Consider the following 13,886-nt stretch of genomic DNA (forward strand, 5'->3'; position numbering starts at 1 on the left):
CTGTACTTTGACCATTTTAAGTACTGTATATACATTTGTACGAGTCTCGGATTCATTATACACCGCCAAATATCCAAGTTCTTTCTCCTATTTATATAAAACATGAATTAAGAATTGGTACAAAGAGTTTGAATTGTCAAAAATTATTCAGACAACTTTTTTAGGGTATTATTCTGTATGCGGATGGTTTGACATTTACTTAGCATAACCGGGGATTAAGACTTTTATTTACTATTTGATTTTTTTTAATACACCCTGCTTCAACAAGTATACTGAATCCATGTTATCAAAGTTTGTTTTTCTGTGGGTGATTAATATAACGGCTTTATGATCCAATTTGTTTATTATTTCTTCCAGCTTATAGGCGGAATTTTGGTCTAAATTTGAATCAGACTCATCAAAAATAAAAACCTCCGAATTTTTACATAAAGCTCTGGATAAAGCAATTCTTTGGCGTTCCCCACCAGATAAATTCTTTGCATTATTATTAAGTTGTTTATTTAACAACTCTTTTGTAACGCCCCAAAATCCCTCATCATATTTAATAATTTGATCATCGCTTAATTCTTCTTTTAAATCTAGATTATACCTTAAACTATTTTTAAATAAAAAAATGGATTGACTGCACACACTGAAAACATTTCGATATTCAATCATATTATAATCTAACACATTCTGTTCATTTAAACATAATTCCCCCGAATCTGGAACAATAAAACGAAGTATTATATTAGCTAAAGTAGTTTTTCCACTTCCATTTTCACCTATAATAGCAATTTTTTCACCCGCATGAAGGACAAGATTAATATTTTTAAGCAAATCTTTATCTCTATAAGAAAAAGAAACATTTTTAAATTCTAATTTTTTAAATTTATCTACCTTTAAAACACCGCTGTCAACCTCTTCTGGACTATCTAAAAAAAGGGAGAAATGCTTTAAAGATGGTTTTATTCTTGCTATAATAAATTTTACATATAGCACTGTTGATATCGGTCTAATAATATATTCTGTGTACGTAATAAAAGCCAATAATACACCAACTGTCATTTTTCTCTGGCATACTAAGTACCCTGCAATACCATATATTAATGTTCTTATTATCCATTCTAATATATTATCAAAAGTTGTATTATAACAATCAATCATAGATGCTTTATACCGCAGCTCTAATATATCATGTTGTTTACCTTTCAAAAATATATTTTTTTTGTTGAATAGATTCCATAATTTAATTTCCTTAAGTCCATCTATGGTTTCTCCCCACCATTCATAAAATTTTTGAGATTCATGTATTAAATTGTTGTTTATTTTTTCTATTTTTTTGGAAAATAAAATTGTAAAAGCTAATTTAATCGGTAAAAATAAAAGGACTAAGAAAGTAAGATATAAATTAATATGTGCGAGTCCGATAATAGCTCCTATTGTTATTATGCCGTAGTTTATAACAACCAAAGTTCCACTATCAAAAAGCATACTTATATTATTTATATCTAAAGTCAATACATTGCTTAAAGACGTACTATTGGTTTGGTCAAAATAGTTTACATTTAATATCACAATTTTTTCAAAAGCTTTTCCATAGAGATATTCTACAAAGTCATTTTTTAATCTTGCATAGTTCCTAGTTTGAATAATCTCTGAAATTTGTTGAAATATTATTGTCCCTAAAATAAGAATGGTATAATATATTACATTAGAATATATACCTTTAACTAGTCCATTATCAATTAATTTTTGAGAAAACACTGGTTGTAGATATGAAAAAACAACACCAATTACAGATAGAAAAATTGTTAATATAAATAATATTTTCTTTTTTTTGACAAAGCAAAAGATTTGCTTCTTTATTTTAATCATTCCAATTTCATCCTTTCCTTTTTTGCCAACTATTTTCCATATAAATATTACGATACGGTGAAGCCGTTTGTCCGATGTGACCAATACCACCATTCCGAAAGTGCAAATCCTCCTAATAATACTCAGTTTGGATCGAATCCAATCCATAGGCTTCTCGCGTAATGCCAGTAGTTTCCTTCTCCTGATTTATTTTAGGTCCGTTTGATGACAGTGTTTCCTCCATCGTGACCAGAAAATTTTTGATACGTTTATAATTTGATAAATTCGTGTATGATAGAGTCTTTTTACATGCGGCTTCCAACATAGCTTCTCAGTTCTTCTTTTTATAATTAACTTAAAGTTCATATCCCTTAATTCCTCTGTCATTAAAAATCAGTAAATACAGCTGACAAACACTTCATAATGTACCTCCTTGATTAGAATATGAACTGTCCTCTATCCACCTAATCAAGGAGGTACATTATGAAATATTCATTCAGTAAAGACAATACTACTTGGTACAATTAATGAACTTGCAGTAAATCCAGACCAAGAAAATAAACTGTTAATTCTGGCAGGAATTTTACCCGTAACAGGAAGCTCCGCTTCAAAGACTTCCTGCTGATGTTCCTGACCATGGAAGGGATATTCACTAGGGAAGAAATTTATGGTTACTTAGAGCACACGACCAAGGATATTATAAAAGCTGCTTTTTACAAATAGAGAGATAAACTTAGGGCGTAGACCCTTGGAAACCTCCTCATTGCATTTAACATAAAGCTAAAATCTTTCCAATGGGGAGCACCAGCTTATTGCCTATGATGACACTGCACTTGATCTTTTAACCCATATACATTGTTTGAGCCCAAAAGGATATCAACAGGGAATTTTAACTAAATCCATGTAAATGCCTTTTATTCCGGGAATAAAGATACTTGATGTGAAGAGTCTGATCGTTCAAAATATTAAGGTAATCAAAATCTGGCAGAACCTTTGCCCGTCAACAGCGGTACAAACTCCCAATCGGTTATTGTTATCATAATTAGTAGAAAACAAAAATCTACCCTTTTATATAATAATACTTATTCAGGCAAATTTATTTTTTAAAAAATAGACTATATTGTCTTAAGTTACTGACTTCGATTGTAACCTTACCCACTTAATCGCCTTATCAAGTTTCTGCTCGTATGCCCAAGAATTTTGCTACACCACTGCCCTCATCAATACCATAACTGATACCAACTCGTAGTTCGCTACACTTGCTGATAAATACCCGCGACTGAACTTGCACCAGCTAGATTAGTGCCATACTTAGCACATAGTTAAAATTAACCGGGAGATACGTATGTCCCCCGGTTAATTTCCGACTACGGTTTTGTTAATAAATTTATAAATCTTCTCATATCCCGGCTCTCGCGCTCACATGCTGTTATACACGAACACCAACGAAGGACTTCCGTAATAGGTAATGAATTATGTACTCGTTTACCTAAATTTTTCTTCATATAATTTCACCTCCTTCCTACTACAATATATTTATGGTTAATATCCCTTACAACCAGTAAGGAATTATCCATCTTGTTGCTTAAGCTGTTAGAATGTAGGTAGCAATAGGTATATCGTCTCCCTTTCTTGGACTTCGCGTCCGTATTTTAGACTGATAACCAGCTCCTCATTCGCAGCGTTCGTTTTATGCAGGTTGAACTGCCCCAGGTACGTTCGTGTCACACCACAGTAGATAGAATAGGCAATGAGTAAAACTGGTACTGATCCATTGCAATAATCTTAAGGAGTGACAAATTTATGAACATGAACGCAATAGGTATTGATGTATCCAAGGGCAAGAGCATGGTTGCTATCCTACGCCCTTATGGTGAGATTGTTTCATCACCATTTGAAATCAGGCACACTTCCGGTAACATCCAATTTTTGATTGACCAGATCAAGTCTATCGAAGGTGAATCCCGCATAGTTATGGAGCACACTGGCCGTTATTACGAACCTCTGGCCCGTGAGCTTTCTCTAGCAGGCCTTTTTGTTACTGCCGTGAATCCTAAGCTCATTAAAGATTTCGGAGATAACTCCCTCCGAAAAGTAAAATCGGATAAAGCTGATGCTGTAAAAATTGCCCGTTACACTCTTGACAGTTGGACTGAATTGAAACAATATAGTCTTATGGATGAAATACGCAATCAGTTAAAGACTATGAACCGTCAGTTTGGGTTTTATATGAAACACAAAACTGCTATGAAGAACAACTTCATCGGTATCCTTGATCAGACTTATCCTGGTGTTAATACTTACTTTGACAGCCCTGCCCGTGATGATGGCAGCCAGAAATGGGTTGATTTCGCCACTACATACTGGCATGTGGACTGTGTTCGTAAACTGTCATTAAACGCATTTGTCGACCATTATCAGAAATGGTGTAAACGCAAGAAGTACAACTTCAGCAAAGACAAGGCTGAAGAAATCTATGGAGCAGCAAAGGAACTTGTTCCGGTACTTCCAAAAGATGATTTAACCAAGCTGATATTTAAACAGGCAGTAGAACAATTAAATACTGCTTGTAAGACCGTGGAGGAACTCCGTACCCTGATGAATGAAACAGCAGCCAAACTGCCTGAATATCCTGTCGTTATGGAAATGAAAGGGGTTGGTCCATCTCTTGGCCCTCAACTTATAGCTGAAATTGGGGATGTTACCCAATTTACCCATAAAGGGGCTATGACCGCATTTGCCGGTGTCGATCCAGGTGTAAATGAATCTGGAACCTATGAACAGAAAAGCGTTCCAACCTCCAAGCGTGGCTCCGCAGCCCTTAGGAAGACCCTATTTCAGGTTATGGACTGTCTCATCAAAACAAAGCCTCAGGATGACCCTGTATATGCGTTTATTGATAAAAAACGTGCCCAGGGAAAGCCTTACTATGTCTACATGACCGCAGGTGCTAATAAGTTCCTACGTATTTATTACGGAAGAGTAAAAGAATACCTCATGTCTCTCCCAGAATAAGGAATGTCCATATCCTTCCAGACCATCGGATAACGGTGGTCTATTTCTTGTGCCCCAAAATACATCAAAATAAAATTTCAAAAAATTTCAATTCCCTATTGACTTTTTATTTGCAGGCTATAATAAATTATCGGAATTTATAAGCCTTATTTCTCAAGACTTTCCATCCCTTTTTAATCACCTCTTTTCTGTAAATTTTGTTACCTTGTGCCACTGGTGTTGACTTTTTTCAGTGCCTATAGGATTCACCCTTGATGCAAATTTTATTACCTGTATACAGGCACAATTATATCGTTTCGTTTAGCGAATTAAAAAAAATTTGGTATCAATTCAATATATCTAAGTTCTATGCTTATACCATTATTCTAATATTCTAAAGTAACATATTTTTTAATCATTTTCAAAATCGAATCATAAGTTTTAAAACATCCCTCTATAATTTCATCTTCAGGAACTTTAAACTTAAAAACACTTTCAATATCAAAATAAATTAATATTAACTCTCTTACAGGGATATTTAATTCATTCCCCAATAGCGGAGTATTCCACAACTGTGTATTTTGACTAAAATCTATACCACTTCTTTTTACCATAATTTTATTAAATTCATTTATTGTGCACATTTTTTCACATCCTAACTGCTTCCCCATATTCACTTAGTTTTTTAACAATGTCATCTCTTAGTCTTTTTATATCACTTTTCAAAACAGTAGAATATATAGATTTGTCTTTTAAACTACTCATTTTTTCTTGCAGTGTTTTCTGGTCAATGGACCAAGTGCAAACATAATGTTTTTTTTCTGATTCACCAACATCAATTATTTGATCTGAAATATTATAAAAATCTATTTTGGAGCCAATTGATGTTTCTACACTTTGTCCTATCTTTTTTAGAATATCAATCGTATAATCACCATAAAATGTATTTAAAATTATGCAATCGGGTGGTACAGCTTTGGCCCATGAATAAACTTGAGTTCCCCAATTTTCTATAATTTTTCTTCCAAAAATACCAACGCCTTTAATTAATCCTACAATTAATAAATCATAGCAATATTTATTTTCTAATTTTTTGACAAAATGATTTATATCCATTATTATTTCAATTTGATTCACATATGGGGAAGAGAGATAATAACAATCACTACAATATTCAGCTTCTTTTGTATCGCATATTACCCCCACATTATATCCTACTTCCTGAAAGCTATTTTTTAATTGAATAAGCTCTCCAAAACTATTTATTTTGTATGAAAGACCAACTACATAAAGAATTGGAACATCTATATCATATAGCTCTACTACGTTCTCTTCCGGCATACATAAAGAAAATATATCTTTTTTATCTATAAATTCTTTTAACATTTTTTTTTCTTCAGAAGTAACTGTTCGTAAATAAGCAACTTCCTTGTTCATAGCAATTGCCTTTTTTACCTTCTCAAGTATTTTTGACTCAAATTCTAACTTTTCTATTCCATTTACAATCCATAGGCAATCACAATTATTTAACTCTTCATGGAATTTTTTTTCACTTGTAATATAATTTTTTCCCATTTGTTTAACATAATCTTCTTCAGCAAACGGAAAAACACCAATAATAGAATCAAAATTTATTCCACTATAGTTTTCAAAAACCCAACTGTAAGATTCTGTGTAAGGATAAACAACAAGTTTTTTCATTTACATAACTCCTTTGTTATAATTTGTTTCAAAATCATATCCCAACTCCTTTAAAACACAATAGTCCTTAAAAAGATTTTCCGTATTTTTTCTCATATAATTACACGTACTTATCACATTATCTTTCAAACTATTTTTCTCCTGACCGGCCATACGTATACAAAAATCACAATACTGATATGCCCAACAATTATGACACATATCACTTGTCTGTCTCTCGACATTTAACATACTAATTGCACGATCAATATCAATTCCTCTTTCTACATCTCCAATAGACGCGACCTCTGGATTTTCACATACTCTTTCACAAGGATAAAATACACCATCTGCATTAAGAAAAATAGTTCGTTCTCCAGGGATACATGGTCCACCATGATGCCATTTTGGGGGTAGAATATTAGTTCCATTTTGTTGCTTTCCACCTCTAACCTGGCATAGTGTGTTAAATTCTGTCTTCATAATAGGTGAAACAAACCTAGGATTTAAACGACCCAAAGCCGACATTAACAACTTAAAATATTCATAATAATATTCTTCCTTAAACAAACTACTAATTTCATATTTCTCCTTTTTCCCAGTGTCACTTATTAATGTTGCAACTACATGTATTTCTTGAAATACTTCTTCCTGCATAAAAAAATCACTTATAAACTTATACGCATTCGAAGGATTTAAAACAATATTCACACTTGCTTGCTTAACGAGATAATCATGATAGTTTTTTCTTAAATAATTCAATCTTTTAATTACTATGTCGAAACTGCCATCATTACTATTAACAAACTTTCTTTGACTATCATGTATCTCTTTTGGACCATCAAAGCTAATAGTAAGTGAAAAATTATGTTTAACTAAAAATTGAGTTATATTTTCATTTAATAATGTTGCATTTGTAGTTACATAATAATGAATCTTTTTTCCATTTGCATGTTGATTCATATAATTTACACACTGCTCTATAAGTGGGAACTCCAATAATGGCTCACCACCATAAAACCCAATTCTGAGTTCTTGTGTCTCCTGGGAATGAGCCAATAAATAGTCTATTCCCTTTTTTGCCAACTCAAAATTCATTTTTTTATTACTATGTACTCTTGTGTCATATTGCCCCGAATATACACAATATGAGCATCGCAAATTACAGTTCTGTGTTACTTGCAAAGTTAAACCACGCAAACCATTTTTATAAAATTCTGGCAGAAGTACTCCTGCTGGATGTTCGGAAATCTGAACTTTATTTTTCTTTAAAAAGCCCATTTTTTTCAATTGTTCTAGTTGACTATTAAATGTTCCATTATTTTTCAATATCTCATTGGATTCATCACTGATTTTCAATATAGTATCACTGTTTACATCATACAAATACTTACCTGTTGAACATGAAAACAAGTGAATAAATGGTTCTTGCATGTATTTTCCCCCATTCATTATAGTAATCTCGCTAAATCTTCAGTTTAGTAAAATCAAGACTCTTGGCAACTTCATTGACAAATGCGGTGCTTCCCGTCCTTAATCAAAAGTACATTTTTCGATTGGAGACGATTTTTATGTTATCTGTTAACTCTGTCGGTCATTCCGCCTATCAAGACTTTGTTGTTACTAATCTTCGTAAATACTATAGATAGATTTAAATATTATCATAATTATATCACTTTTTTTTAGTAATAGATGAAGAATTATTCGACATTTTTCGACATGATTTGATAATTTTCAGAAAATATTATATTTAGATTAAGCGGACAATAGCATTTACTCTTGATTTTGTGCATTTCTATCCTGGAAACTTTTAGAGATATCCTACAATATCCATGTTCCACAGATTGAATATATTCGTATGGAAATAAAAGTTTTCTAAATCTGCATCTGGAGTTTAAGATTTTAAAGGTCCTGCGATGTCCTGTTTTTTCCGGGTTCAAAACATTCCGAACTTGAACTCCAATACTTTTAAGAGCTGGGATTCTGTTTCTTTTTTTCTACAGTATCTACATGAGTACAATCATATTTTCTTAGCTTATGCTATTAATTTAATCTTCGAAAAAAAGTGAATCCATCTTTTGCTTTTTGTCCCTATTTTTTCATTGACAAGGTCTGGGGAATATTTTCACACAACAATCTTTATACGGATTGATAATTCTAAAATGTAAAAATACTCCACCTTTATAGTATTTTGAAGATCTTAAAATAATTTTATTGCTGAAGAATGTATTCACAACTTACTGATTACAAAATGAAGCTGTTGCAATAAGTATAAAAACCATACTTATTGCAACAGTTTTTGAAAAATATTAGGAATAATAAAATTGTTTTTATAGGTTAGTACGAGAAGTGCAATATAGTTCAAGGCAGTTTAGATATTCAAAGATAGAGACTATGAATTTGCGAAATATAACGAATTGTTATGTATACAGGCAGTTGAAAAATTATGGAATCCGCAAAAGTTTTCTTCCTTTTTATCATCTGATTTATAAGGAGGTGAAAAAGCCTTATTTAGAAAACCGAACAATTAAATACCTTTAATTTGGGAAATAAAGTGGTAGGGATTAGATTTCCCTTAATTCGTATATGGAACGCCAGATGAAATTTGGGAAAGAGGAAAAGAGAGATATTTTGTCAGATTACAGGGGAGAAATCTGATGCACTGTCCTGTAGAAGAAGTTCTGTGAAAAATATATTAAGAAAATATTCAGTATGCGAATAAAAGTATCTGCATACACTGTAAGGGCTGAAACAAGTACTGACAAAAGAAAAAACACGAAATAGAAAGTATATTGAAATGGGCATTATGAAAAATAAATATTGTAGAACTTATTTTAAAGTCGAATTCAGAGAAAAACATCTCAGAGAATGTGTTCGTCAGAGCATCCGTTTGGAACAATAAAGAGTACAGCGGTTTCCCATTTTCTCACTAAAAGGCGATAGGGGAGTTTGTTTTTTTTGTCTGGGATACAACATAGAAAGAGCTAATAACCACCAGGGGTTTTTATAAAATGATGAAGTTAATGGCAAATAATATGCTCTTCTTCTTTCAAAATGTATGTTCTATTCAGTTTTCAACGAAACAAAGGACGTCATTAGAAGAAAAGGGCTATTTCTATGCTCAATAATAGAGTTTCTTGACAGCTTAGGGAGATGGATGTATTGCACTAAGAAGTTAGCAAATGAGCCATTTCTATTCTAAGATAAGCTAGAAATGTTTTTGCGACCAAATAAATATGGCACAAAATCCTAAAGATGAGGAAATACAATCGTCTGGTAAACATTTATTCAAGAATACATTCTTTCTCTTAAAAAATGAATTGCGGAATAAGAAAAATAGGGATAAACTATAAATAATAGTATTTAGGCTAACGTATTTCAAAGGAATATTGAGGAAGGGGAGTAATATGCAAGTACAGCGAAAGGTTGAACGATTCAGGATTGTATGTGGTTTTCTAATATTTTTATCACTGCTGTTTCAAAAGATGCAGTTAGGAGAAAGCCAGTTTTATTCTCTATGGGATATTATTTTTTTAATCAGTGGTCCTGGTGATTTGGATTTCAGCACTAAAATTCATTTATATTCGCTGATTCCCTTTGTAATAATGTGTGGACTTTTCCTCTTCCGTTCTTTTTGGTTGTTGGGACATAAGAATCCAAAGTATTTTGACCTTTTACCTGCGGTTGGATTGGTTGTCTGCTTCGGATATATAGTTTTTCCCGGATTTGTACAGATTTACATCTGTGTAAATCTAGGAATTGTATGTGTTGATTATATGGGGACAAGATGGCTGGAGGAACGGGACGCAATCAATGCTGCCTATGAAAAGCAGAAAGAAGAGGACCGGGCAGAAAAGGCTAATCGTAAGCGTATCAGATATTTTCCTGGGAAGTATCCAGAGGAGTTCTTTCGGGTAGTACAGAAGAATTTTACGTATGGTTTTAAAGGGCAGGGAATTCTTTCGATAGTCTGTATTCTTGCTGCGGCATGTGTTTATATCCTGCTTGCCATATATTATCTGATTACACAGGTGCATAGTACAGAAGATTTTCTTGCGATGAACGGTCTTATAGATATATTTAAACAAACAGGAGTTTTGATGGTGGGTGTTGGAATTCTGATGCTGACACTGGTTATTTCCTATTATATCAAGGATCAGAAAAAGGCTATACGGCTGATGGTTATCTTGGGGATGCGGAGTCGGACTGTTTATTTGGTATTTGGTATTACATTTGCGGTTAACGTTCTTTTGTCAGGGATAATAGGTGTTATAATTGGATGTGTTATCTCACATTTAATGAGGGAAGTGCTGCAGAGCGGCTTGGCATATGGAGGTTCTGCTATCTCACTTGCATCCGCGATAAGCTGGAAAACTTTTGGGATGGGGATGCTCGGTTATGCAATTATAGCCTTATTATCACTGGGGTTTAACCAAACAAGCGTTCTGAACCTAGCCTGTTCTATGGACATGAATGTAGAAGTGGAAAAAGATAGGTATAGTAAAAGACAAGCTTCCCTCATCTTTGCGATTGGTACTGTTCTCCTGGCTTTAGCAGTCCGATGGTATTACGCCAGGAGTTGGGCGGAAAGCATGTATATCCATAGTCTAAGCGCGCTGGGAATCCTTTTGCTTCTTTTGGGTGGTATTAGATTTTATATTACAAGAATGGAAAAGAATAAAGACAGGTATCATAAGAAAATCATCGCAGCCCGACCTCTATATTATAGATATTGGAAAAGTACATGGAATTTATTTTATATTTCTATCATTCATCTTTTTGTGCTTTCTGTTTTTGCTGTACAGTTTGCAGGTGCGGCTGTGAAGCAGGATACAAAAGCATTATATCCATATGATTTTGTATGCATGGTGTTTGAAGATGATGCTGAGAACGTGATGGATATCGTCCGGAAGCATAAGGGTGTAGCAGAGGATTACCCAATGGTCCGCATTACATCTGTGTACGGCTCTGACCGGCTGGCTCAATGGAGTGGGAGTCGCCCGGTTCAATATCCTCAGGGGCAGCATAGTGCAATATCAGTTTCTACTTATAATTCTTTAAAAAGAGCTTTAGAGGAGGAACCCAAGCAGCTCGATTTGTCAGGAAATGAGATGCATGTTGTTTATCAGCAGGATTTGTCGGTAAAAGCGCATACGATAGACTGGGATACATCAAGGGTAGAAAAAAGACTCCGTATCGGGCAGCCGCTGACATATTATAATCCTGCGGATATTGATAATGTTTTTCCTGTGTGGACAATAAAAAGTGAGGAAAGAGCTATACTTACAGGAGCATTTCAACAGGGAATGCAGGAAAATCTAGTTGTATTCTCAGATGAATATTTCAAGAAAGAATTCCGAAAGATTTCAGCATACAATGAAAAGCAGATGCCCGTCAGAGAAAAGGGTTCTTTTCAAGATTGGAGATATTATACTGCTGACCATACTGAAAATATGACGGAAGGAGCAACCAGGATGATTTGTATCAATGTACCACAACAGGAATATAGTGGTATGCTATCAGATTTGGGTTATTTGGATGCAAAATATCAGTTTGAGAAAGCCTGGGATGATTCCATCCATCCATTTTATGCGAAGAAGCAGATGGTGGTAGATACTAGCGTTGAGATATTTTTTAAAAAGCTTGTTTATTTGTTTATTGTAATTCTTCTGTCAGTAATGGGATTTTTTCAATATTTCGTGAAGTTCGAAAGTGAAGCAAAAGAAATAAGATGGCAAAATATATTCCTTGAGAGGTTGGGAATGAGGGAAAAAGAGAGAAAGAAAGCTTTGACGTGGCAGATGAAGCTGTTTGCGGTTCTTCCGATGGTGATTGGACTTTCAAGCGGCATCATTTTTACGGCATTAACGATACGGGCAAGGCTGTACGAAATGGCAGAGATTGTTAGTTATGTGCGAATAGGATGTGTGATTTATCTGGTATACTGTTGTACTTGGATAGCATGGTATTTTTGGGTGAAGAGAGTGATATGGAGGCAGGCAGAATGGGAAAAATGAAAATACTAGAAGTAAAAGATTTGGTTAGAAATTACAAAAATGTTCTTAAAAAAGGGGAAGAAAATGAAATAAAAGTATTAAAAAAACTTAATTTTTCTGTTGAAAGAGGGGATTTTGTTGGTATTATGGGAAAATCCGGCTGCGGGAAAACAACGTTGTTAAAAGTACTTGGCCTGATAGATCGCCCTACATCAGGAACGCTTATGTTTATGGAAAAGGATACAAATGGGCTTCATTCCGATGAACTGGCAGATATCAGAAGAAAACAGATTGGTTTTGTATTTCAGGATTTCTATCTGATGGATAGTTTGTCTGTGAAAGAAAATATCATATTACCTATGATTCTGAGCAAGGAAAAGTCTAAAACAATGTCTGAGAGGTCTTCACGGCTTACCGTTCAGTTTAAGATAGACCATTTGACAGCAAAGGATCCCTATGAACTTTCCGGCGGAGAGAAGCAGAGAGTAGCAATCTGCAGGGCTCTAGTCAATAATCCAGAACTCATTTTGGCTGATGAACCTACCGGAAATCTGGACTCCAAGTCAGGACAGATTGTAATTGATGAATTAGTACGAATTAATAAGGAATACGGTAAAACAATTGTCATGGTTACGCACGATCCAAAGATGGCAGGGTATTGTAAAAAAATTATTTTACTGAAGGATGGCGTAATCATGGAAACATTGGAGAAGAAAGGTTCTGATGAGAGATTCAATCATCTGATTCTTGACAAAATGCAGTATTTGTAATGAATGGCAAACTATCTACAACAGATAAAACAAAAGACGTTTTAGACTAAAAGAGTAGTGCATGATTATACTCTTATCGGAGAACGTTTTAAAGTATTGAGCTCACAGGGGCACTGCATTAATAAACTGGATAATCCAAATCTTATTTATCCGGGACAAAAATTAACATTCTTTTATCCGAGAGTATGAATAATTTGTATCTGAATGACTTCAAATGACTGGAATTGAATTAGACATATAAATTTAAGAGAATTCCAGTTTCATTCCCAGCTTGTGATTGCATAGATGTCTTAGAGAGTGTCAATAGTCTTTCGCAAATTTAATTTTCTACCGTTTGGCAATCGTTAGTTAACCAGCTATGTCATCAGACAGCAGATCATTACCAGGATTGATAAAATGATCCATATTCATATAGCGGCGAATTCCCCATTGAGTTCCAGCTACATGACGCAGTCTGGCACATACAAGCATGAGTGCGCTCTGACCATCAGGAAATGCCCCGATAGCTTTCGTACGACGTTTGATTTCACGGTTGAGCCGTTCGATTGTATTGTTGGTACGAATCCGGGTCCAATGCTGCGTTGGAAACTCCATATAAGTCAAGGTTTCC

The 13,886-nt window shown here is 34.1% G+C and carries 8 protein-coding genes; 3 read left to right on the plus strand and 5 right to left on the minus strand.

The window, feature by feature from the left end; translation table 11 throughout:
* Window positions 1-231 precede the first annotated feature (231 nt).
* On the minus strand, window positions 232-2,004 hold the full coding sequence (locus tag A8805_RS17790; RefSeq protein WP_109713660.1) for an ABC transporter ATP-binding protein: 1,773 nt from the start codon (window positions 2,002-2,004) through the stop codon (window positions 232-234).
* A 1,641-nt stretch (window positions 2,005-3,645) separates the two neighbouring features.
* Here A8805_RS17790 and A8805_RS17800 point away from each other — a divergent pair.
* Window positions 3,646-4,851: an IS110 family transposase gene (locus tag A8805_RS17800; protein ID WP_181392900.1), complete on the plus strand. Its 1,206-nt coding sequence runs from the start codon at window positions 3,646-3,648 to the stop codon at window positions 4,849-4,851.
* Window positions 4,852-5,216: 365 nt separating this feature from the next.
* On the opposite strand, the gene A8805_RS17805 is transcribed toward A8805_RS17800, so the two are convergent.
* The 3 genes from A8805_RS17805 to ccpM are packed head-to-tail and all read right to left on the minus strand — an operon-like array spanning window position 5,217 to window position 7,944.
* Entirely contained in the window at window positions 5,217-5,444 is a 228-nt protein-coding gene (locus A8805_RS17805; protein ID WP_207657725.1) for a hypothetical protein, read from the minus strand.
* A 34-nt stretch (window positions 5,445-5,478) separates the two neighbouring features.
* The gene (locus A8805_RS17810; protein WP_109713666.1) at window positions 5,479-6,531 is read right to left on the minus strand and encodes a hypothetical protein; all 1,053 of its coding nucleotides are present in this window, start codon (window positions 6,529-6,531) and stop codon (window positions 5,479-5,481) included.
* A complete protein-coding gene (ccpM, locus tag A8805_RS17815; protein WP_181392897.1) occupies window positions 6,532-7,944 on the minus strand; it encodes a Cys-rich peptide radical SAM maturase CcpM in 1,413 nt (470 codons plus the stop codon).
* Between the two features lie 1,973 nt (window positions 7,945-9,917).
* Between ccpM and A8805_RS17820 the strand changes: the two genes are divergently transcribed.
* Complete coding sequence (locus A8805_RS17820; protein WP_109713670.1) at window positions 9,918-12,527, plus strand: FtsX-like permease family protein; 2,610 nt, start codon at window positions 9,918-9,920, stop codon at window positions 12,525-12,527.
* Window positions 12,515-13,276: an ABC transporter ATP-binding protein gene (locus A8805_RS17825; RefSeq protein WP_109713672.1), complete on the plus strand. Its 762-nt coding sequence runs from the start codon at window positions 12,515-12,517 to the stop codon at window positions 13,274-13,276. Before A8805_RS17820 ends, A8805_RS17825 begins: the two co-directional genes overlap by 13 nt.
* Before the next feature lie 348 nt (window positions 13,277-13,624).
* Here the strand turns inward: A8805_RS17825 and A8805_RS17830 are convergent.
* Window positions 13,625-13,886, minus strand: a 262-nt coding sequence (locus tag A8805_RS17830) for a transposase (protein ID WP_181392898.1), incomplete at its 5' end; no start/stop codon positions are given.

This window comes from Faecalicatena contorta (genome assembly GCF_003149105.1).
In the GTDB taxonomy this organism is placed as follows: Bacteria; Bacillota; Clostridia; order Lachnospirales; family Lachnospiraceae; genus Muricomes; species Muricomes contortus_C.

Coding starts and splice junctions, on each gene's coding strand:
- A8805_RS17790 (WP_109713660.1), bottom strand. CDS start 2,004: ATGGATTGGATTCGATCCAAACTGAGTATTATTAGGAGGATTTGCACT.
- A8805_RS17800 (WP_181392900.1), top strand. CDS start 3,646: ATGAACGCAATAGGTATTGATGTATCCAAGGGCAAGAGCATGGTTGCT.
- A8805_RS17805 (WP_207657725.1), bottom strand. CDS start 5,444: ATGGTAAAAAGAAGTGGTATAGATTTTAGTCAAAATACACAGTTGTGG.
- A8805_RS17810 (WP_109713666.1), bottom strand. CDS start 6,531: ATGAAAAAACTTGTTGTTTATCCTTACACAGAATCTTACAGTTGGGTT.
- ccpM (WP_181392897.1), bottom strand. CDS start 7,944: ATGCAAGAACCATTTATTCACTTGTTTTCATGTTCAACAGGTAAGTAT.
- A8805_RS17820 (WP_109713670.1), top strand. CDS start 9,918: ATGCAAGTACAGCGAAAGGTTGAACGATTCAGGATTGTATGTGGTTTT.
- A8805_RS17825 (WP_109713672.1), top strand. CDS start 12,515: ATGGGAAAAATGAAAATACTAGAAGTAAAAGATTTGGTTAGAAATTAC.